The organism is Petrotoga sp. 8T1HF07.NaAc.6.1 (assembly GCF_016772115.1).
GTDB lineage: Bacteria > Thermotogota > Thermotogae > Petrotogales > Petrotogaceae > Petrotoga > Petrotoga mobilis.
The window spans coordinates 1-22,752 of record NZ_AUPG01000002.1 but is presented as its reverse complement, the minus strand read 5'-3'; the positions used below and the strand labels follow the sequence as shown (position 1 = coordinate 22,752).

The window sequence follows — 22,752 nt, the reverse complement described above, 5'->3', positions numbered from 1 at the left end:
ATTTAAATTTAAGCCTTTTCGCTACAAATATTGTCGTATAACTTTTCAAAAATCTCACTCACCCCAACATCTATCTTCCCTTGTAATAGGTTTATTTCTTTATCAATTTCTTTTAATAAAGCTTTAATATTATCTTCTTGAAATTTTTTTACCAACTTTTTCTTTAAAATAATCAAATCATGATGAGTCCCCAAAATATCTTGAATCTGCTTAAACATGTCTTCTTCAGGTAAAGTTTCACCCTTCGATGCTCCCAATATCTCTGTTTTATAACGCAAGTCTTTAACCTTTATCCTTATTTTATGCAGTTTTTTATCGTCACTTCTATCGGTATTTTTAAAGTCTTCATAAACTTCTTTAAATTCTTTTTTATAAAGATTATCAAAATAAGGATCATTTATCTGAAAATTTTGTACAAAATCAAACACCAAGAAACTCAAACAACTTTCTAGTAGATGATCTAACTCCGAGGTTTTTAAAGAACTTAAATAACTTTTCAACTTCTCTTTCTCTTTACTGTATCTTTTCTTGAAATAATCTATTATTTCATTATTTTGCTCTTCAATTTTCATAAGAAATTCTAAGTGAACTTGATAATCTCTTGGTTTATTGCTTTTTTTTAATATCTTATTTACTTTTTTCTTAGCTTTCTTAGAGCTTTCGCGTTTTGAAAATCCTTCCAAAAAATCTATACTTGCTTCTATCCTTCTACACGATGTTCTCATGTCGTGAACACTATCTTCTCCCTTTTCATCAAAAACATTAGAGATGTTTTTTAGAAGACGGTTTTTCATTTTTTCAAAATATTCGATGTACTCTTTTAAAAATATCCATGGATTGGCTGAAATATCGTTTAAGAGCTTAGTGACTTCGGATCTACCATCCATTTTAATTTTCCTTTTCCAGATAAAATATCATCGAATGATTCTCCTTCAATACAAATTACTCCCGCCTTTCTCAAATGCAAATCATCACCAGTTAATCTTTTTGCAAGTTCATCAAAAGTTGGATTGTGTCCAAATATCATTACATTGTTATACCCTTTCGTAATATTTGAGATTTTTTCAATTATCTCTTCTACTTCTCCAGCATACAGTAATTCTTCTTCTATTACCTTTGGCTTTGATTTAAAAGACTTTGCAAAGATTTCTGCGGTTTCTTTCGCTCTTAAAGCAGGAGAGGTAATCAAAAGATCAACCTTATTTAAAATTTTAGCCACATATTCTGCAACTTCTCTAGAATCGTTTTTACCAACTTTTGTCAACTTTCTTTCAAAATCATCAATTTCCGGAGATCTTTTTTCTGCTTTGGCGTGCCTAACTAATATTAGGTTTTTCATATGTTAAAACATTCCTCCTTCTATGAACGTTTTTAAAAAGAATTCACATAATCTCTTAAAGCTGATCCGATTCTTTCTAGCAGGGAATTCATATCACGAGTTTTGTTCAATCTTTTCAGAGTGTTCCAAAAAATATATATTCCCGTTAAACTTCCTATAAAGTTTCCAATAAAATCCGTCATTGTATCAAAAAGACTATCTTCTTGAGCTAATCTGTATCCAGGATAATCTCTAAAGATTAGATCCGAAGTAAACTCTCCTACTTCCCAAAACACGCCCAATGTCATAACAATAGAGAGGGTAACAACAAATATTTTTAAAAAGAAAAAAGGCATTTTCATCTTAGTCCAGATTAGTTCAGAACCCATTACTAAGGGATATATAAGAAATGAAAGCCAAATACCTCCTGTAAAATGAAGAATAAAATCGTAAATTTCAAAGCGATCATAAAATTGATACCACATACCAAATACACTATGTAAAGAAATTTGTATTATTGTTACTGTACGTATTTCTTCAAGAATCGTAGATTTTGTTACCCATTCAAAAACCCAAGTTAAATAAACTCCAAAAGCACTTAAAAGGTATCCTAAAAAATGTGGTAAGTTAAAATCCCAAATGCTTCCTATAATAGGGATAAATACAACAAAAGAAAAAAACAAGTTAATAGTTCTTAAAACAGAATAAACCGTTGAACTTGAAGTAAACAAGGTTTCTTTCACCACAGGATCTCTTACCAAAAAGTGATGAATTTTGTCAAATTCTATTTTTGCTTTTTTCAATGTTTTCGAAAATCTTGGTGTAATTGATATCACCTCATTTTAAGTTTTTGCATATTCTATAATTTATTTCAATTATACCATTTAGATACAAAAACAAAAAAAGCAGCGAAATAATTCGCTGCTATGAGGGGATGATACGACTATGGTGGCTCCGGGTGAGGGATTCGAACCCCCAACCTAGTGGTTAACAGCCACCCGCTCTACCGTTGAGCTAACCCGGAAAAAATAAAATACTTTCAAAATCCAAAAATGATTATATCATCAAAATGGTGTTTTGTCAATATTTTTATTTTTATCTACGGGGGCTACTTCACCAAGGGTAACAAACCTTTTGGCTCCAGTTATTTGAGGTACATTATTTTTTCTTTCTTTGTAAGTTTGATAAGCTATCACTGCAAACGCTACCGCTTCTTTAGCATCACTTGAAAAACCTAATTCTTCCAGTACCATCACGGAAGTTTTTTCACTTATCATCTTTTTTGTATAATATTTTATCATCGATACCAAAGTAGGATTATAACTTCCCCCTCCAGAGATTATAACTTGGTCTATGTCAGTACCTATAAACCTTAAGTAAGCATCGACAATCGATTTAGCAGTAAAAGCTGTTACAGTTGCAACAATATCTTCGTCGTTTAATTTCATACTTTTCCCTTTGTTTATTACCTCTTTTGCATAATTTAATCCAAAAACTTCCCTTCCTGTGGTTTTGGGAGGTTCTTTTTTTATAAAAGGATGAGCCATTAGATCATCTAAAAGAGCATCAGAAACCTTACCTCTTTCACTAATCTTTCCATCTTTGTCATAACTCTGTTCTCCATTGGTTAAAATTTGAACTACACCATCTATAAGCATATTCCCTGGACCTGTGTCTGTACCTTTTATATCTCCTATCGTGGATTTTTTTGGTATATAGGTGAAGTTTCCTATTCCTCCAATATTTTGCATAACCCTGTTGTAGTCATCACTTTTGAACAAAATATAATCAACATAAGGTACAAGTGGTGCACCTTGACCACCCGCTGCAATATCTCTTGCCCTAAAGTTGCTAACGGTGGTAGTCTGTGTCCTTTCTGCTATTACACTAGCTTCACCTATTTGAAGAGTGGAAATAAAATCATCACTCACATAATGGTATATAGTTTGACCATGGGAACCTATTAAACTAACATCTTGCATATTCAAACTTTTTGATTCAACAACCTCTTTGGCGGCTTGAGCAAACAATTCACCAAGCTCGAAATTCAATCTGCAGATTTTATCCACGCTACCAGTTGTGGGGTCCGAACATTCTAAAATTTTTTCTCTCATTTTTTTACTATATGGTGTATTTATAAAATTAACAACCTTTACATTTAATTTTTGCTCGTCCTGTTCTGTTATTTCAATTAGTGCAGCATCTATTCCATCCACTGATGTCCCTGACATTAAACCTATTACCAACATAATATCTTCTCCTTTTACTTCCAAAGTGTTCATTTATTAATGATCTTTTCGAAAAATTATATTATTTATCTTATTTCGTATCACGTTCAATTCAGGCTTTTTTAAGAATCTATCGTAATAAACAGAATTTGTCAAAAATATTGAAAATAACCCATCTTTTCTGATCCAAATGGATGTGCCTGTAAAACCATTGTGGCCGAAACCTGTACTATCAAGTGAGTATTGACATCCTGCAACAGGTGGAGCCATCCAAGCTATATGAGTAGTATTTTCCCCTCTTTTTACCAACGTAGTTATAAAAAGATCCAAAGTGTCTTTTGAAACTATTTCCCCATTTAACAAGCTGATTATGAAAATCCTTAAATCACTGGCATTAGAAAACAAACCTGCGTTACCACTTACTCCACCCAAAGAGTAGGCAAGTTCATCTTCTACTACACCCTTCAACCTTTTACCTTCTCGGATAGATGTGGATACGGCTTTATCTTTATTCTTTGGATTGAAACAAGTATTTGCCATCCCTATTTTTTTAAAAATATCTTCGACATACTCTTTGAAATTCTTTTGAGTAACTTCTTCAACAATTTTCATAAGTGTTATAAAATTTAAACAAGAATATTCGTAACACTTGTAGGCATTTTCTTGGGGCTGAATATTGATTATGTACTTAAGCAATTCCTCTCCTCGATACTCTTCCCATAGATTTGAATAAGCTTGCATTCCAGAAGTATGAGTTAATAATTCGAAGATTGTAACCTCGCTTTTTGGACTACTTACCTCTATGAATTTGCCTATTTTATCTTCCAATTTTATTTGATTTTCATCTATTAGTCTCATAACCGCGGTTGCAGTTCCAACCACTTTGGTAACACTTGCTAAATCAAAGATATCCTCTTCAGTAAGTCTTTCTTTTTCATCTTTTGTTCCGAAAGTATTTTTATACAATATTTTTTCTTTTTTACCTATTAAAATGGATGCCCCTGTATACACATTATTTACTCCCGATGAAACAATTTCGTTTAAAGATTCGATATCTTTGTCTTTCAAATCATCACTTCCCTTCGAAATCTTCTATAAATCTTTCTAAAATACCATCACAAACCACATAAGAGTCTAACTTATCTACTTCAATTTTTATCTCAACTTTTTCATTAGAACTAAGCAGTTTACTAGCGATTTCTGCAAGCTGGGAAAGCTTTTTTAACCATGGATGTATGTCTTCATATAACTTTTTATCTTTTAAATATTTCAATTTTCCTTCAAGATTGCCCAACCTCTCTAAATATTCCTTTAGCTCTTTTCCCTTATTCAAAGGATCTTTTCTGAATTCTTTTATTAGACTTTTCAACTTAAAGGATGTCTCCTCAAAAATTCTAGATTTTAGAAAATTTTCACTGAATAATTTCATATCTTCAAAAAAGTCTGACCCTACCAAATTAAAAATAGATTTGTTCCAAGAACGCCAAGGATCGTAACCTTCTGAGTTCCAAAGATAATCAGCTATTGTTTGTTCTGCAAGCATCGATGCATATGGCTGATTCATCGGATTTGAGATAACCCCTTTTACTCTTGAAATGCATAAGTCGTTTTCTCTGTTCATTAACGGGGCTAAGAAAAGTTCGCCTTGATCTGCATCGTTTACCGGATAATTATCCCATAAGATCAAATCATGACCGAACTGGTTTGAAATCTTATCTGCGTTTTTTCTACTTACTCTTTTTGACCATACACCATTCCCTGTCCATATTACAGGAATTTCAGGATTTAAGTGTTCTTTCATCGTCCTTCTGTACATCGAATCCTCTTCCTGCCAATATTCAGTTGGGCAGAGGTACAGGTTAACCTCTGAATCTTTCCCCTTTAAAAATTCGTATAACTTGTTTGCTATATACGTCTGAGCCAAACCGTAATTCCCTTCAAACTTTTTTTCATCCTCTTCGTAATTCAATTTTTCAGGGATATCATCGAAAAGAATAGCAAATTTTTTTACACCTTTACTTAAAATTTCATAGTATTTTTTGCACAATAAATCAAACTCTTTTTGATCGCTAAATTTCATGCTAAGTCCTGGGCTTACACAAAACACAAAATCGACAAAATTGTCTTTTGAGACTTTTATTAGCTCATCTATTTTTTCCATTTCTTCCTCTGGATAATCCTCTCGCCATTTTTCCCTGTGATATGGATCGTCTTTTGGAGCATACCAATAAGTATTCATTTTATTTCTTCCACAAAAATTTATCAAATCAATTCTGTTTTGATGGCTCCATGGTTCCCCATAAAAACCTTCAATTACTCCTCTCATTTTAAAAGAAGGAGAATCGAATATCTCAACTACAGGCAGAAGTTTATTTTCTAAGTCAATAAGTTGTCTTAGGGTTTGTAATCCATAAAAAATACCTTTCTTTGATTTAGAAAAGATTTTAACCGTTCTGTTTTCTTTTTCCACTTTCATTAAATAGCTTTCTAAATCCATAATATCGATACTTAACTCTATATCATTGCTTTTGATAAATTCATTTAAGTCCTTTTCAGAAGGAGAAATAATAGATTCTATTTTTAAGTCGGAATAAACTGGGTCTATTACAAAGACAAAATCTTCACTCGGAAAAATCTTAATAAAGCTTTCTTCTTCGAAATTTTTCAAAATAGAAAGCTTCGAACTTTCTAAGTGAATATTTGCACCTTCATAGAATAATTTTTTTGGTTTTGGATTTAATCTGAGAAACAAATCCATTAAAACTCCTCCATTCCAATATGAAATAAATACTGTTTTTAAAAATTCTATAATTTGATTTAGCGCCCCTTCGCCCCGCTCCCCACCCTTTTTTTATTTCTAAAATATTTTAATATGGGATAAAGTAATTACTTTATTATCAATAATTGTTTTTTGTATTATATCATGTTTATTTTTAAAATGTTCATCTTTTTCGCAGATATGATATAATTATACAAAACTTATTAAACTAGGGGGTGTGTTTTATGAAAAAATTATTTGTTTTAATGTGTGTTTTGATTGTTAGTTTGTTCGTTTTTTCTGAAGAAGTTATAACTTTGAATTTAATTGAAGCCTTTTCAAGCCCCTACAGAACACCTACCTTAAACAACATAATACAAATGTTCGAGACTTTGAATCCTGGAGTAAAAATTAATGTTATCTCTCCACCATACGAAACAGCCTATCAAAAGATCAATTTAATGGTAAGTACAGAACAACCACTTGATATTGTAGAGATAGGTGACTGGGATTTAAGTGCATTAGCCGCTATGGGGAAATTAGAAGATTTGACTCCCTATATCGAGTCTTGGCCTGAAAAAGATGACATGGTCGAAGGGGTTTTAGAAGCCGCCAGCATTTACCAAGGTATCCCTTATTTGTTACCTCACGGCATTTTTGTAAAAGCACTCTTTTACAGGCCAGATATTTTAGCAAAATACGGGATTGAAACCTATCCAAAAACGATGTCTGAATTGTACGAAATATCAAAGACATTAACAGAATCCGGCAAAAATCAGTATGGTTTCGCTTTTAGAGGTAAGGGTTATCCAACGGCGTTTATTGATATTGTTATCACTTCATTCTTTGATGATATAGATCCAAACAATATGTATTTAACTAAATCTGGTGAAATTATTTTTGAAGATCCAAGGGCTGTAGAAGCGTTAAATTTCTATGTTAGTTTGTATAAAGACACATCTCCAAAAGATTCAATTAACTGGGGATGGGATGAACAAGTTAATTCGTTTGTTTCTGGCATAACACCTCTATTATTTCAAGACCCTGACACCACTGGCATGCTAAACGAAATGCTTCAACCAGGCCAATATAAAACTGCCCCACTTCCCCTAGGAACAAGTGGAAAAGCTTACCCTTCCTTTGGATTCGTTGGCTGGGGAATTCCTACATATTCAGAACATAAGGATTTGGCTTGGAAATTCATTAAATTCGTTGCTTCAGCTGAAATAAACGGATATTGGAGCAAGAGTTATGGTGCTTTACCAGTATTAGAATCAGTTTATACGTACGATTCATATTTCAGCTCAGAAATTTTCGAAGGTTGGACCAGGATGTTTGACGATCCCGAACATTATCAATTTACTCAGTACCCCTTAGATAATGAAAACTGGGGAAAGTGGAATGAATTCCAGGAAAAAACAATGCAGCAGGTGTTGCTCGGGCAACTTTCTGTGGAAAGTTGCTTAAAACAATGGACTGACTTTTGGAAAGATGCAGGCATTAAATAGGTGGTTTAATTGAAACGAAGAAAATTCATTTTTTTCTTGTTATTACCCACTTTGTTATTAATATCTTTTATCATTTTATACCCCACTATCAGTGGGGTAATGTTGTCTTTTAAAAATTACTCCCTTTATAACTTCCAAAACATTGAATGGATAGGCTTTGAAAATTTTAAAGCCATTTTTTCCGACCCTTTTTATATAGATACTATTTGGAACACTTTGGAATGGGTTTTATTCTCTGTGCTTTTCCAGCTAATCTTAGGTTTTATTTTAGCTCTTTTAATGAAAGAGCCTTTTAAAGGTAGAGGCATATATGCAGGATTAGTCTTTTATCCATGGGCAATCTCTGGATTTGCCATAGGCTTAATATGGTCATGGTTGTTAAATGGTCAATTTGGGGTGATCAATGATATATTAATAAAAATTGGAATTATCGAAGAAAACATTAGTTTTCTTTCGGATCCTTCGTTAGCAATGTTCTCTGTTATTTTAGTGAATGTTTGGTATGGAATACCTTTTTTCGCCATCATGATTTTAGCAGCATTACAGTCTGTTCCTGATTCCCTTTACGATGCAGCGGAAATCGACGGCGCAGGTTACTTCACCAAGCTTTTTAATATCACTATACCATATATTAAACCCACTTTGATAAATACAATTTTATTGAGAACCATATGGGTTATGAATTTTCCTGATATAATTTACGGGATGACACGCGGTGGGCCTGCTGGCAGCACAGAGATTTTGGCTGTAAAGATGATAAATACCGTTTTTTATGAATCCAACTACAGCAAAGCCGCAACACATGGGGTTGTTATTATTTCAATTCTTTTCATTTATACTATTATGTACTTAAAATTAACTTCTAAACGGGAGTTTAGCCTATGAAGAAAAAAATTTTGCCTAAAGTTATGCGTATAATTTTACTCTCTATGTTTTTTATTTTTGCAACTTTCCCGTTATATTGGATTATACTAACTTCGTTAAAACCCACGCAGGAAATATACTCATTTCCAATTAGGTATTGGACAAATAATCCCACGCTGTTTGGATACAAAAGATTATTTGAATTCGTCAATTTTAAAAGGTATTTTGTAAACAGTATTTTCGTATCTTTAGGCGCTTCCTTTGTTTCAACAATATTTGCCATGTTAAGTGGGTATATACTTTCAAGGAAAGAATTCAAATGGAAATATCCTATTATATTATTCTTATTTTTTTCTCAGATGATCCCAACTTATTTAATCATGGTTCCACAATACACAATGTTTTCAAATTTAAATTTAATCAATAAACTCATAAGCCTAGTGATAATTTATAGCGGTTTTGGAGCAGCTTTTAGTACAATAATGGCTAAGGGTTTTTTTGATAGAATTCCAAAAAGTATCGAAGAAGCCGCTTTAATTGACGGATGTAATGAAATCCAATCTCTATTCAAAATCACTATTCCCTTAATGTTACCTGGTTTATCGGCTATTCTTAGTTTTTCTTTTGTGAATAACTGGAACGAGCTGTTTACTGCTGTGATGTTTTTAAATACTTCCGACAAATATACCGTACCTGTAGGACTATATTCCATTGTATCAAAGGCTGGTGTGCAGTGGAATGTGCTGGCTGCAGGAATCGTGATCGCTCTTTTACCAACAATTATAGTATTTTCCATCTCACAAAAGTATATTATCGCAGGGCTTACACAGGGAAGCTTAAAAGACTGATAAAGATTTTTAACAATCATTTCTTCTTTCGACAAAAAAGTTTTAGAAAAGCTAAAAAAATTTCAAAAAATATACCTCCCCCAAAAAGATAGAAAGATATAAGCTCTGATAATTTTTATATTTTATTAAGGCCTTGTGTGATTTTTACAGCCGATGAAAGAGAGTCCAAATAAGTAGTTCTCGTACCTAAAGTATAGGCAGAAAGGGGCATAATAAATGTACCATGAATATCGAAACTCTCAAAATCTCCATTAGCCTTTTTCTGCTTAAAACCCGACCCTTGATGTATTACATAGTATTCATTTCTGAATTTACCTAAATACATCATAACGTGACCTTTCATAAAAAGAAGATCCCCGGTTTTTAAACCATCTAATATTATTTTTCTTTTATCTGTTTGCTGAGGAAAAGAAGTTCTTTCAGCAGGAGTCATGATTTCTTGATACTTAGTATCTCTTGGCAAATATATTCCAAAACATTTAAATATATCCATTATATAACGCGAACAATCTCTATTGTAATCACTCCCTCCCCAGCCGTATCTTTCACCAACCATTTTAAAAGCTTGTTTAATTAAATTTCTCTGGGTAAAATTAAGAAAGGAAGTTTTTACTTCTTTTGCCGAAGAAATTGGAAAAATCCCATACTTTTCGTCTACCAATCTTCTTTTAAGAGGGATTTTTATCGGATAACACCCTTCAGGAAATAGGGTGTTCATTTTTAAATAAAATTTATTTGTTTCTTCTTCGCTCGCTAAAACTAACTTATCCCCCATTTGAAAATGAAATTTACCAATTGTAGGCACCTCCTCAGTGCAAACTTTACTTTCTATCAATATTAGAGTTCTTGCTGATTTATTGTAATCAAAAAATTCCTTTTTAGAAACTTCAATTAAATCTTTGGTGTTTATCCACCCTGAATAAAAAGAACTCTGAACAAAATACCAATTCAGTTTAAAACTTCTTCTGTATATTAAAATCGGTTCTCCTGGTGAAAGAGTAGTGAGTCTGGTAATATCATGAAAAGGATAATTTGGTGTTATTCCCAATGGATATTTAAAAGGGATCGATTTTAGGCCACTTCTATTGGTTATTAAGCCAAAAGATATCGGAATATCTGCAGAAATCCCCTTTTTGAAATCTCGAAAGTTTGAAAGGAACTCTTTTAATTGATATTTATTCAATGGTTTTATTTTTTCACTATCTTTGAAAAATAAATTTTCTTGCATTAATTTTTCTAAATCTTCCATCGACATTATCTTTTCAATTTCGTTTATAAAATCATCTGATGTTACTTCTTTTTTAGAATCAGAGAAAACATAATAATAGTTTTCTAAATGAGATTCAACCATCTTCTTATATAGAAGATGGTTGAATGATTTTATTTCATATTCATCCACCAAAATTTCATCGGGGTTATGCAACCTATCAATCCAAAAATCTGGATCATATAACCTTTTATCTTTTAAATGAGTACATATAAATTCACTTACCATTCTTTATCTCCATTCGCTATTTTCGATATCCCTTTTTATCAAATCATCGTAAACTTCTCTTCTTGTTATCAGCTTATGTTTCCCATTGTTAACTAAAACAATGGCAGGTTTTAGAAAACCATTATAATTACTTGACATCGAATAGGTATAGTCTCCAGTGGAGGGGATCGCTAACAAATCTCCAGGTTTTATTTCTGGAAGGCAAGTCTCTTCAATTAAAATATCTCCTGATTCACAAGCCCTACCAGCTATTGTAACCTTTTCTAAGTTCGTTTTATTTTTTGGCCGATTCGCAATAAACACCTCATATTTTGCGCCATACAATGCAGGTCTAATATTATCAGCCATACCTCCATCAATAACTACGTATTTTTTATTTTCGGCTTTCTTGATTGTGCCAACAGTGTAAAGTGTGGTCCCAGCGTTAGAAATAATGTATCTACCTGGTTCTACTATTATTTTTGGAGAAGGATAATGAAACTCATTTGACAAAAATCTAACTTCTTGAATGACCCCTTTTATAGCATTCTGAATATCTATAGCTTTTTCAAAAGTCGAGTGCGCTACACCAAATCCTCCACCAATATCAATTTCTGGTAAAACAACCCCTGTTTCTCCTCTTATTTTGTTTAAAAGATCAAAAAAAGTTTTTACTAACTCCACATAAGGTTCTGCCTCGTTTATTTGAGAACCTATATGTGCATGAATACCTTTTATCTCCAAATTTTCAGAATTTTTGATGGATTTAATAAGTTTCAACATGTCATCAAAAGGCATCCCAAACTTGGAATTTTTTTGACCGGTTGAAATATACTTATGAGTGTCTGGAGAGATGTTGGGGATAACCCTAAAATAAATTTTTGCCTTTTTTCTTAATCTTTTACTGATCTTATCAATGTTTCTAAATTCATCTTCATTATCAACTATAATGTGACCTGCATCATTCTCTAGAGCCATAATTAATTCTTCGTTAGCCTTACTGTTGCCGTTAAAAAAAATTTTATTTGCAGGAAACGAACTATGAAAGGCTATATAAAGTTCTCCACCCGAAACCACCTCTAAAGACACATTTTCACTTTGTAAAATTCTACAAAGCTCTGTATTCAAAAATGCCTTCGAAGCATAAGCAATTTCGTAATTAGTATAATCAGCGCTATCGAAGACATTTTTTATCCTTTTGATGTTCTCCATGATTTTAATTTCGTCCAACACTAATAATGGAGTACCATACTCATTAGCTAAGTGAGTACTTTTTACCCCAGAAATTTCCAATACTCCATCTTTATCTATTTTCATACAAAAAACATCTCACTTTTCTGTTATCTACCTGAAAGTATGGAGGTAGATAATTCTTGCATTTTTCCATAGCAAAGGGACAACGAGGTTCAAAAGGGCAACCCTTGGGAAGATTAATTAAATCTGGTACTTCTCCAGTATTTCCTAACTTTTCTGAAGTTATTTTGTCTGGATCGGGTGCGGCTTTCCTTAGTAATTTTGTGTAAGGATGTAATGGGGCTAATACTACTTCATCCGCTGTTCCTTCTTCCATTATCATACCTGCATACATCACGGCTATTCTATCTGAAATGTATCTAGCAGCTGCTAAATCATGAGTTACGTGAATATATGTTGTATCTAAATCATCTCTAATTTTCAACATTAATTTCATTATACCCGCTCTAATGGAAACATCTAACATAGAAGTAGGTTCATCCGCCAATATTACAGAAGGCTTTGTAACTATGGCCCTTGCAATAACTACTCTCTGCCTTTGACCTCCAGATAGTTCGTGAGGATATTTATTGATAAAGTTTTCTACTGGCGTAAGTTCAACCTCTTCAAGAACATCTTTTATTCTTTGGTTTACTTGTTCAAATTTATGAAGTTCAAGAGGTCTTTTTAGTATTTGATACACTTTTTTTACTGGATTGAGGGAAGAGAAAGGGTCTTGAAAGATCATCTGAATCTGTTCTCGGAATTTTAATTCTTCATTCCTTTTAAGTTTTTTAGGAATTACTTCTCCTTTGAATTTTATACTTCCGTTGTTTTCCAAGTAAACACGAGATAATACCCGTAACAAAGTAGTTTTACCTGAACCACTTTCTCCTACTATAGATATGATTTCTTTAGAAAAAACATCCAAATAGATATTTCTCAGAGCATGAACATATTGAGTTTTAAATCCTTTTCTTATAGAAAATTTTTTTGTTATATTATCAAAAGAGATTACAGGGGAAAATGACATGCAACCCACCTCCCAGGGATGATCTCTTTGAATTCTGGTTTTTTATCACATAAATCTTTTCTATAAATACACCTCTCTTTAAATGGACATCCTTCTATTTCTTTGGACAGATCTGGTATTCTGCCCGGTATTCCTCTATATTCTTTTGATGTAGCAGTTAACCTTGGAAAAGAATTTATTAATCCTTCAGTGTATGGATGCAGTGGATGTGAATACACAGCTTTCGTGGGACCAATTTCAACAATTTCTCCAGCATACATGATTGCAATCCTTTTTGATAACTCAAATAACAAAGATATGTCATGGGTTACAAAAATAATTGAAAATCTATTTTCTCTTCTTATTTCATCTATTTGATCCATAATTGATCTTTGTACGACAACATCAAGCGATGTCGTCGGTTCATCCATTACTACTAATGACGGAGAAAAAACTAAAGCCATGGCAATAGCAACTCGTTGTTTCATTCCTCCGGATAATTGATGAGGGTAACTATCCATTCTTTCTTGTTGAATTCCAACCATACGTAAAACCTTTTCAACCATACTTATTGCTTCAGTTTTTGAGTAATTACTATGTTCGAATATTACATCCATAATCTGATCTTTTATCTTGAAAACAGGGTTTAAAGCATTCATTGCACTTTGTGTAACTAACGAAAATTCTACCCATCTTTTCTTTCTGAGTTTTTCTTTATCCAATTTTAGAATATTTTCACCTTTATATATTATTTCTCCCCCAAAAATTTCACCAGGTTTTTTTAAAAGTTTTAGTATAGAAAAGAGTAAAGTAGATTTACCGCAGCCGGATTCGCCCGCTATGCCTAAGAAATCATCCTCTTCCACATTGAAACTCACATTTTTAACCGCCTTCACTATTTTATTGTTACTTCTATATCCTGCATTTAAATTTCTGACTTCTAAAAGCACTACTCACACCCCTCTTAGTCTTGGATTTGTAATCTCATCAATGGAAAAATTTAGCAAGGCAAAACTGGCTCCTAATGTTGCTATAGCTACTCCAGGAGCCAAAACCCAGCCCCAAGAATTGTTTAATAAGGCACTGCTGTTTTGGGCCCAATACAACATCGTTCCCCAGGTTATAGAACTAACATCTCCAAATCCAAGAAATTCTAGCGAAGCTTCGCCAACAATTGCAGTTAGACAAGCCATAAAAAAATTAGAAGCAATCAAAGAAGACATATTTGGCATAATCTCAGAAAAGATTATTCTTCCACTTTTTTCACCCGTTATTTTTGAAGCAAGAATGAACTCGCGACTTCTCATTGTTAAAGTTTGTGATCTGATAACCCTTGCTCCGGGAGCCCAACTTGTGAATGCTATTACTAAGATAATAGGTACAACTCCTCTAATCCTTATATAAGAAGCTATAACTATCATTAAAGGCAATCCAGGAATTACCATAAAAACGTCTATTATTGTGGAAAGTATTCTATCAACTAATCCTCCAAAATATCCAGCTGTCATCCCTATTAATATCGATATACTTGTCATCAAAACTCCAGTTGAAAGACCAACTATTAAAGAAAGCCTAGTTCCATAAATCAATTGAGATAATATATCCCTTCCCATCCTATCTAGCCCTAAAGGATGATTTAAGGTAGGACCACTATATGGGGTCCCTACAAAATCGTTGGGATCATAAGGTGCAAAAAAGGGAGCAAATATAGCTATTACAACAAAAAATAATATTATTGATAAACCTACAATGGCTTTTTTATTTAGTCTTTTTGGCATATACTATCAACCCCTTGTCCTTGGGTCTAGGAACATGTAAATAAAATCAAGCAAAAAGTTAGCTAATAAAACCGATAAAGATATAATAAAAAAAATAGCTTGCATAAGTGGGTAATCCTGGCTAGTAACCCCTTTATACATTAAATATCCAATTCCAGGATATGAAAAAACAATTTCTGTCAATAAAGCTCCACCAACTATGTATCCTAAAGAAAGCCCAAAAGAAGTTACGCTGGGTAGAAGTGCATTCCTCGCTGCATATCTATTCATAATCTCTTTATCTCTCAAACCTTTAGCTTCTGCAACTACTATAAAATCTTCTGAAAGGGTTGATATCATATTGTTCCTCATGGTTAGAATCCAGGTACCTAAAGAAGCTAAAACTAGTGTAAGGGCCGGAAGAAAGCATGATATAACACACTTCCTACAAACCGCCATCCACTTAAAAATTCTTGTGTTGAATAAGCATTTGAAAGTGGAAATAATCCTAACAAAAATCCAAAAACATAAAGCAAAATCAAAGCTAACCAAAAATACGGAAAACCTCTAATTATTAGGCCCATGACCGTTACAAAAGAATCAAAAGGTGTATTCCTTTTCCATCCCGCTCTTATGCCCAAAGAAGTTCCTAAAATAAAGCTGATTACAGTTGAAATCCCCACAAGCCCAATAGTCCATGGTAAAGAAGAAAAGATTAAATCTTTTACCTCAACAGGGTAATATGAATATGATACTCCAAAATTAAAAGTTAGAGTATTTTTTAAATAAGCGAAGTATTGTTTGAGTATTGGCGTTTCCTTATCTACGCCCAGTGCTATTCTCATTGCTTCAACTGCTTCAGGCTGTACTTCTCCACCCATTCTTAAAAGTATTCTTTCAGCAGGATCCCCAGGCATCAACCTTGGTAATATAAAATTGATTGTAAGTGCAGCAATTAAAGCTATTACAAAAAAGAAAATCTTTTCTCTCAAATATTTCATGCATAATACCTCCAAAAACCGCCCCAAAAGGGGCGGGTTGTTATTATTCCCTGAATTCACTTACTTAACAGGTTCCAAGTTCATCATTATGTATGCTTTATCCATTCCGGTTATAGTTGGTAAAGCATATGGATTCTCCTTATTAGGCCATCCTTCAAAATTATATGTAGTATATTCAAACCATGTTGGATTGTAAAATAAAGGAATAGCAGGAATTTCTTGCAAAACAATGAGTTGGAGTGAGGAAATAGCAAGTTGTCTCTCTTTTTCATCTGAAGTCTTTCTGAAAATTTCCAACAAAGAGTCTGTGGTTAAGCTAATCCAACCACCTCTGTTGTCACCACTATAAGCATTCCTAGAGTGCAACCACCTTTCATAGAAAAAGTAAGGATTTATACCGTAATTCACCCAACTCAACGCCAATTCAAAATCTTTATTTCTAATTCTCTCTAAATACAATCCAAAATCGACTTGTGATACAACTACATCTATCCCTATTTGTTTTAATTGGGAGGAAAGTACTTGTGACACTGCTATCCAGTCTGTCCATCCAGCAGGAACTATCAGTTCAAAACTTAATTTGTTTCCATTACTATCAGTGAATATGCCATCTCTACCGATACTATACCCCAAATCATTCAACATTTCTTTTGCTTGTTCAACATCTTTGTCATACCACATATGTTTTAAATTGTCATTGATTAATTCTGAGAAGCCACCTTTTATCAATACCGGATTAGAAACAGTGGCTAAATTCGACATTCCTATCTGTACCAGCTGTTCATTATCTATACCCAAAGCAATAGCTTTTCGGAAATTCTCATCTTTAAACCTTTCATCATCAAGGTTAAAGAAGAGTAGGACTGGGTTCCTTCCGGGAGCCAATAACCTCTGTTCTCTGGATCGGCTTTAATAAATATATTCTCAATATTTGGAAAGAACAAAGTCCCCCAATCAATTTCTTTATTCATTAAAGCCAGTTGAGCAGCGTCGTTTCCAGTAAAGGCAGGAATTCTAATAGTATCGACTTTCACATTTTCTTTCTGCCAATAATTTGGATTTTTCTCCAATGTATAAACTTGGCTAGTAAACTGTCCTAACAAGTAAGCACCTGTTCCAATAGGGTTTTCAGCAGTGTAAGTGGTTGGATCACTTAGATTTAACCAGATATGTTCGGGGACAATGTATACGCTAAAAATATCTGTATATATGAGTGTATCAACTTGAGATAAAACAAACTTAACATGTTGATTATCCACTTTGGTTACCTCTTTCAAGCCTTTTTTCCACATACCTCCAGTATCCAGAGCGGGATAACTTTTAATCATGTTAAAAGTAAATACCACATCATCTGCGTTAAAATTCTCTCCATCAGACCATTTAACATTTTCCCTTAATGTAACTTCAAGTTCCAAATAATCATCAGACCATTCGTAATCTGTGGCTAACCATGGGACAACCTCGCCAGTATATCCGTTAATGTAAAACAAAGTTTCGTAAATGAAACCTCTAGCCGAGAAGTTACTACCACCTGAAAAATAAGGGTTGAAATTTCTTGAAAACGGCCCTGTCACATCCATGATCATAGAAAGAGTACTTGCAAACGAAAACACACTTAAAATAGAAATCACTACAAACAAAAGTATCTTTTTCATCTTTGTTCCCTCCTTAAAATTTTTTGAAAATACTATATTCAGAAAAACTAAAACCTATTTTATACTCCTTCTCTTCTATACTCCCTAATTCATTCAAGCATAATCAAAGTAAATTTGGTTTCAAATTTCAAACTCTTTCTCTTTCGTATTAACTTTATTGCATAGATGTGGTACTAGGGTTAACCGTATACACAGATTTTATACATTTGCCCTCTTCGTATAGTTAGTATAATACCAAAATTTTGTGAAGATTTAGAAAGTATCAAACTGTAAAAAAAAGAAATTTAATTTGTATTTAAGTAATGACTTTTATTTGAAACATTTATACTTTTTTATTATACTACTATAATTTTTCTTTTGCAAATTAGAGATAACGAGATATAATCTTCTAATCCAAAATAATTGCCTATAATTCCAAATAATCGCTCTTAATTAAAAAAAATAGAATTGACATATTGTTATAACTTAAGATACAATATGTATAATAAAAAAAGTGGGGGAGAATATTAAATGATTCTTCAAGGTTTGGATTTAATGGAAAAAGATGGGTTCACAAAATTAAAAAACAAAAAAGTTGGTTTGGTAATAAATTATTCCTTAGTTAACAAAAATATGGAAGATGGCATAGAAATAATGTTGAAAAATGGAGTAGATATAAGAAAAATATTTACACCCGAACATGGATTATATGGTCTTGCTGATGGAGTTGAATACTCAGATCAGATTCATCCTTTATATAATATACCAATTATTAGCTTATATGGAAAGCACAAAAAGCCTACACAAGAAATGTTAGAAGATATCGACATACTAGTATACGATATTCAAGATGTTGGCTTACGATTTTATACTTTTATATACACTCTAGCTAATACAATAATTTCCGCCCAAGAAAATAGTAAAAAAATAATCATATTAGACAGAATAAATCCTTTAGGAAGGATTGTTTTTGGTTCACGAATAAAAAAAGAATATTCAACTTTTGTTGGTGGATATGAACTTCCTTTAAGATATGGTTTGACACCAGGTGAATTAGCAAAGTACTACAAAAAATATCTTGACCTTGATTTAGATCTTGAAATCATTCCTATTGAAGGATGGAAAGGAGAATCATTTGAAAACACTAAATTGAAGTGGAATATTCCCTCACCCTCTCTTCCAACATTTGATTGTACCTTGGCTTACAGTGGAACTTGTCTCATAGAGGGGACTAATGTAAGTGAAGGAAGGGGAACTCCTAAACCTTTCTGTTTCGTGGGAGCTCCTTGGATAGATGAAAACATTCTATACAAATTCATAAAAGAAAAATTTCCCTATTTAATTTTAAGAAAAAGGTATTTTATACCAAATTCTTCTAAATACCAAGGTGAATTGTGCAAGGGCATAGAATTTTTCCCTGAAATTAAAGATAATTTTACCATTGTTGCCATAGAGATTATACGCCACTTAATTCAACAAAAAGGAGAATTTGAGTTTAGAAAATACATAGATAAAGGAAGTCAAACACAAAGAGATCATATAGAAAATTTATTGGGGGAGGATAAAAAAATTTTCTTTGAGAATAATGACACTTATTTAAATGAATTGTACAAGAGCTCCCAAGATTTCATTGATTTTTGTGAAGATATACTATTATATGGAGGATTAAAACTATGGAAAGTTTAGAGAAGGCTTTGGGGAAACTATTCTTAATAGGAATTCAAGGAACCTCTTTAAACAACGAAAATATGAAGGTTTTAAAATCAACTTTGCCTGGGGTTATCATTTTCTTTTCACGAAACATAGAAAACAAATATCAACTTAGCAAGTTTATCGAAGATATTAAAAATTTTTTAGATTACGAACCCTTATTTTGTATCGATCAAGAAGGTGGAACGGTAGCAAGATTAAAAAAAGGATTTACTGTTGTACCCAGCGCTATGGTATAACTGCGACTAACGAACCAGAGAATGCATATCTTTCTGCAAATTTACTTGCAAAAGAAATGTTAGCAGTGGGAATCGATTGGAATCTTGCTCCAGTTGTTGATATCAACAACAACCCACAGAATTCTGTAATTGGAATTAGAAGTTTTTCCGATGATAAAAATGTGGTACTAAAGTTTGCCCGTGAATATGTGAAGGGATTGCATGACGGGGGAGTACTTTCTTGTCTAAAACATTTCCCTGGTATTGGGAACGTCAACACCGATCCTCATTTAGACCTTCCCCAAGGCGAATTAAGCAAAGATGATCTTCTTTCAACAGAGTTATTCCCGTTTCTAAATATTGATTCTCCTTCATGGATGCCGACTCATGTGTACCTTTCCAAGATACAAAATAAAAAAGGACCAGCATCTTTATCAGAAGAGATTTTAACAGGATTGGCAAGGGAAGAACTAAAATATAAAGGAGTTTTGGTTGCGGATGATTTTGAGATGGGGGGAGTAGCAAACTTTTATTCAGCCCAAGAGGCAGTAATAAAATCACTGAATGCCGGAATGGACATAGTTAGTATCTGCCATTCTTTTGAAAAACAATCAGCAGCCAAAAACGCTGTATTGAGAGAGTATAAAAATAACGAAAATTTTAAAAAGAAGATAAATTCATCATTAGAGAGAATCCAATCGTTAATGAAAATTTCAGCAGATTTGAGGGAGAAAAACAATAATAAAATATCACTAGAAGAAATTGGCAAAAAAGAATATATAAACTTAGCTAAAAATATTTTTGATAAATCTATCACTGTTCTTAATATGTCTCATGACAAAAGCTTTTTGCCTTTAAAAAACGTTGATGAAATTTATTACTTTGCTAAAGAGTCATTATCTTACGGAATCGAAGACAAAAGAACACAAATTTCTTATATTATTGAGCCAATATCAAAAGAACTCAAAGCAAAAGTAAACATTTTAGAAACGAGTAAAATAATTGACCCTCTGGTAAGGGAAGAAATAATTCAAAACTCTAAAAACAAAACTATCTTGGTTCTAGCTGAAAATGCATATTTGCATTCAGAATTGGTTGATTTGATAAGTAACATGTCCCAAAAATCAAAAAAACTAATTTTAGTTGCTTTAAGAAACCCATATGACGTATTTATTCCTAAAGTAAAGTACGGAATTTGCACATACGGTTTTAATGAAAATATTCAAACTTCTTTGCTTAAAATTCTCAAAGGAGAAATAAAACCAACTGGGAATTTACCAATTAAACGGAGGCTAGAAAATGCTAGAGAATCTGGAAACCGAAAAAAGTAACCCTAAGACTCAGAATTTGGACGAGATGGACATACATGAAATACTAAGAATAATTAATCAAGAGGATGCAACAATAGCGTTATCCATCGCCGAAAATTTAGAGAATATAGAAAATGTGGTTGTTAACTGTATTTCAGCCATTAAGAATCACGGAAGGATCATATATGTTGGGGCAGGGACGAGTGGTAGAGTAGCCGTTGTAGATGCGGTAGAAACAGTTCCAACTTTTGGTATAGATTCAGGAATCTTTCTCCCCTTAATCGCGGGAGGAGAAAAAGCCTTCTTTCAAGCTACAGAACATGTTGAAGATTACGAAGAAGGTGGGAAAATAGACTTAGAAAAAAATAATGTCCGTTCTGAAGATTATGTAATAGGTATAACTGCTAGCGGGCGAACCCCTTATGTAAAAGGTGCATTATCCAAGGCAAAAGAAATAGGATGTAAAACAGCTTTGATTTGCAACGTAAAAAACCCCGAATTGATGAAAATCTCAGATATTGTAGTTTCTTTAAGAACGGGCCCAGAAGTCATTGCAGGAAGCACAAGAATGAAAGCTGGCACAGCCCAAAAAATGGTTTTAAATATGATAAGCACCGTTACTATGATAAAACTTGGAAAGACTTTTAAAAACTATATGGTGGACGTTAAAATCATGAATCAAAAATTAGAAGAAAGAGCAGAAAGAATAATTTCTGAGGTAACTGGATTGGATAAAAAAACCTGCAAAGAGTACTTAATCAAGGCTGATATGAAACCCAAATTGGCAATACTGATGATTTTATCTGGAAAAGACAAAGAATTTTGTATCGAAGCTCTAAAGAAAAACGAAGTATTGCATGAAGCATTGAAAACATTAAAGAATTAAACTTATAGGAAAATCCCCATATTTGGGGATTTTTTATCAAATTATATTTCATTTTCGTTTGAAAATTTCATACACTTTATCTACATCATATGTATTTATCACATCTTTCGCTTCAAGCCAACCTTTACGTGCGATACCTATTCCATATTTTACGTCTTGTAGTCCTTCCACTCTATGAGCGTCTGGACAAATAGCAAGTCTAACTCCTTTTTCTTTCGCATATTTAAGGTATCGCCAATCTATATCTAACCTATGGGGGTTTGAATTTATTTCAATTATTTTATCGTATTCAGCACAAGCATCGATAACTTTATAAACGTCAAGATCATATCCATCCCTTGAAAGTAATAACCTACCGGTTAAATGCCCTAAAATCGTTGTATATTTATTCTTTACAGCTTTTATAACCCTTTCTGTCATCTCTTCTTTGCTCATCTTAAAATTAGAATGTACCGAAGCAATTACAAAATCAAACTGTTTTAATAAATCTTCTTCATAGTCCAATGAACCATCTTTCAAGATATCTGATTCTATGCCTTTTAGTATCTTTATATCCTCATATTTTTCGTTCAACCTATCAATTTCATCGAACTGTCTCAATATATCTTCCTCTTTTAAACCATGTGCATATCGAGCAGATTTACTGTGATCTGTAATACCTATATACTTGTAACCTATTTCTCTTGCACCATTTACCATCTCGGTAAGAGTATTCGCCCCATCGCTGTAATTAGTATGTACATGAAAAACACCTTTGATATCTTTTTCTTCAATCAATACTGGTATTTCACCTTTCTCGGCAGCTTCAATTTCACCCATATTTTCACGAATTTCAGGTGGAATATAAGACAAATTTAATTTTCTGAATATCTCTTCCTCATCTTGGCATTTGATGAGAGTATCCCCTTTAAACAAACCATATTCGTTCATCTTTATACCCATTCGTTTTGCCCTATGCCTCATGGCGGTGTTATGCTCTTTACTACCGGTGAA

The 22,752-nt window shown here is 32.9% G+C and carries 19 protein-coding genes, 1 tRNA gene and 2 pseudogenes; 6 read left to right on the top strand and 16 right to left on the bottom strand.

Translation table 11 applies throughout. From position 1 onward, the window contains the following. Positions 1–8: 8 nt before the first annotated feature. The 7 genes from NAAC61_RS01575 to NAAC61_RS01545 form a co-directional block, all read right to left on the bottom strand. Positions 9–887 (bottom strand): CHAD domain-containing protein, encoded by an 879-nt coding sequence (locus NAAC61_RS01575; protein ID WP_202695074.1) that lies wholly within the window; start codon positions 885–887, stop codon positions 9–11. Beyond that, a complete protein-coding gene (gene sixA / locus NAAC61_RS01570) occupies positions 854–1,339 on the bottom strand; it encodes a phosphohistidine phosphatase SixA (RefSeq protein WP_103898205.1) in 486 nt (161 codons plus the stop codon). Before sixA ends, NAAC61_RS01575 begins: the two co-directional genes overlap by 34 nt. Before the next feature lie 32 nt (positions 1,340–1,371). Further along, positions 1,372–2,061 carry a hypothetical protein gene (locus NAAC61_RS01565; RefSeq protein ID WP_337919682.1) on the bottom strand — a complete coding sequence of 230 codons (690 nt, stop codon included), beginning with the start codon at positions 2,059–2,061 and terminating at the stop codon, positions 1,372–1,374. A 206-nt stretch (positions 2,062–2,267) separates the two neighbouring features. Then, positions 2,268–2,342 (bottom strand) — tRNA-Asn (locus tag NAAC61_RS01560). 40 nt (positions 2,343–2,382) lie between these two features. Next, positions 2,383–3,600 carry an anhydro-N-acetylmuramic acid kinase gene (locus tag NAAC61_RS01555; protein ID WP_202695070.1) on the bottom strand — a complete coding sequence of 406 codons (1,218 nt, stop codon included), beginning with the start codon at positions 3,598–3,600 and terminating at the stop codon, positions 2,383–2,385. A gap of 3 nt (positions 3,601–3,603) precedes the next feature. Further along, positions 3,604–4,614 carry a serine hydrolase domain-containing protein gene (locus NAAC61_RS01550; protein ID WP_202695068.1) on the bottom strand — a complete coding sequence of 337 codons (1,011 nt, stop codon included), beginning with the start codon at positions 4,612–4,614 and terminating at the stop codon, positions 3,604–3,606. Between the two features lie 4 nt (positions 4,615–4,618). Further along, positions 4,619–6,304 (bottom strand): protein O-GlcNAcase, encoded by a 1,686-nt coding sequence (locus NAAC61_RS01545; RefSeq protein ID WP_202695066.1) that lies wholly within the window; start codon positions 6,302–6,304, stop codon positions 4,619–4,621. A gap of 245 nt (positions 6,305–6,549) precedes the next feature. On the opposite strand from NAAC61_RS01545, the gene NAAC61_RS01540 reads away from it, so the two are divergent. From NAAC61_RS01540 to NAAC61_RS01530, 3 genes are read left to right on the top strand one after another with little or no spacing between them, the layout of a single operon-like run. Further along, positions 6,550–7,812 (top strand): ABC transporter substrate-binding protein, encoded by a 1,263-nt coding sequence (locus NAAC61_RS01540; RefSeq protein WP_202695064.1) that lies wholly within the window; start codon positions 6,550–6,552, stop codon positions 7,810–7,812. A gap of 9 nt (positions 7,813–7,821) precedes the next feature. Continuing rightward, positions 7,822–8,697, top strand: a complete 876-nt coding sequence (locus NAAC61_RS01535) for a carbohydrate ABC transporter permease (protein WP_202695062.1) — start codon at positions 7,822–7,824, stop codon at positions 8,695–8,697. Further along, positions 8,694–9,524: a carbohydrate ABC transporter permease gene (locus tag NAAC61_RS01530; RefSeq protein WP_202695060.1), complete on the top strand. Its 831-nt coding sequence runs from the start codon at positions 8,694–8,696 to the stop codon at positions 9,522–9,524. The genes NAAC61_RS01535 and NAAC61_RS01530 overlap by 4 nt, the downstream gene beginning before the upstream one ends. Positions 9,525–9,639: 115 nt before the next feature. Here the strand turns inward: NAAC61_RS01530 and NAAC61_RS01525 are convergent, their stop codons facing one another. From NAAC61_RS01525 to NAAC61_RS10970, 8 genes and pseudogenes are all read right to left on the bottom strand, one after another. Continuing rightward, a complete protein-coding gene (locus tag NAAC61_RS01525) occupies positions 9,640–11,019 on the bottom strand; it encodes an NlpC/P60 family protein (RefSeq protein ID WP_202695058.1) in 1,380 nt (459 codons plus the stop codon). A gap of 3 nt (positions 11,020–11,022) precedes the next feature. Continuing rightward, a complete protein-coding gene (gene lysA, locus NAAC61_RS01520) occupies positions 11,023–12,315 on the bottom strand; it encodes a diaminopimelate decarboxylase (RefSeq protein WP_202695056.1) in 1,293 nt (430 codons plus the stop codon). Further along, on the bottom strand, positions 12,302–13,264 hold the full coding sequence (locus NAAC61_RS01515; protein WP_202695054.1) for an ABC transporter ATP-binding protein: 963 nt from the start codon (positions 13,262–13,264) through the stop codon (positions 12,302–12,304). The genes lysA and NAAC61_RS01515 overlap by 14 nt, the downstream gene beginning before the upstream one ends. After that, positions 13,246–14,193 carry an oligopeptide/dipeptide ABC transporter ATP-binding protein gene (locus NAAC61_RS11170; protein WP_202695052.1) on the bottom strand — a complete coding sequence of 316 codons (948 nt, stop codon included), beginning with the start codon at positions 14,191–14,193 and terminating at the stop codon, positions 13,246–13,248. The genes NAAC61_RS01515 and NAAC61_RS11170 overlap by 19 nt, the downstream gene beginning before the upstream one ends. Positions 14,194–14,196: 3 nt before the next feature. Then, positions 14,197–15,021 carry an ABC transporter permease gene (locus NAAC61_RS01505; RefSeq protein ID WP_103064620.1) on the bottom strand — a complete coding sequence of 275 codons (825 nt, stop codon included), beginning with the start codon at positions 15,019–15,021 and terminating at the stop codon, positions 14,197–14,199. A 6-nt stretch (positions 15,022–15,027) separates the two neighbouring features. Next, a pseudogene (locus NAAC61_RS11275) lies at positions 15,028–16,001 on the bottom strand (ABC transporter permease). Between the two features lie 60 nt (positions 16,002–16,061). Beyond that, positions 16,062–16,886, bottom strand: a complete 825-nt coding sequence (locus tag NAAC61_RS10975) for an ABC transporter substrate-binding protein (RefSeq protein WP_202695046.1) — start codon at positions 16,884–16,886, stop codon at positions 16,062–16,064. Beyond that, a complete protein-coding gene (locus NAAC61_RS10970; RefSeq protein WP_202695044.1) occupies positions 16,790–17,656 on the bottom strand; it encodes an ABC transporter substrate-binding protein in 867 nt (288 codons plus the stop codon). Before NAAC61_RS10970 ends, NAAC61_RS10975 begins: the two co-directional genes overlap by 97 nt. 510 nt (positions 17,657–18,166) lie before the next feature. On the opposite strand from NAAC61_RS10970, the gene NAAC61_RS01480 reads away from it, so the two are divergent. The 3 genes and pseudogenes from NAAC61_RS01480 (at position 18,167) to murQ (ending at position 21,759) form a co-directional block, all read left to right on the top strand. Continuing rightward, entirely contained in the window at positions 18,167–19,321 is a 1,155-nt protein-coding gene (locus NAAC61_RS01480; RefSeq protein ID WP_103064623.1) for an exo-beta-N-acetylmuramidase NamZ family protein, read from the top strand. Further along, positions 19,309–20,894 (top strand): annotated as a pseudogene (nagZ, locus tag NAAC61_RS01470) (beta-N-acetylhexosaminidase). The gene NAAC61_RS01480 and the pseudogene nagZ overlap by 13 nt, the downstream one beginning before the upstream one ends. Next, positions 20,863–21,759, top strand: a complete 897-nt coding sequence (gene murQ, locus NAAC61_RS01465; RefSeq protein WP_103064625.1) for an N-acetylmuramic acid 6-phosphate etherase — start codon at positions 20,863–20,865, stop codon at positions 21,757–21,759. The pseudogene nagZ and the gene murQ overlap by 32 nt, the downstream one beginning before the upstream one ends. A gap of 48 nt (positions 21,760–21,807) precedes the next feature. Here murQ and NAAC61_RS01460 read toward each other — a convergent pair. After that, positions 21,808–22,752 (bottom strand): PHP domain-containing protein (locus tag NAAC61_RS01460; protein ID WP_202695042.1); only part of this gene is annotated, 945 nt, incomplete at its 5' end.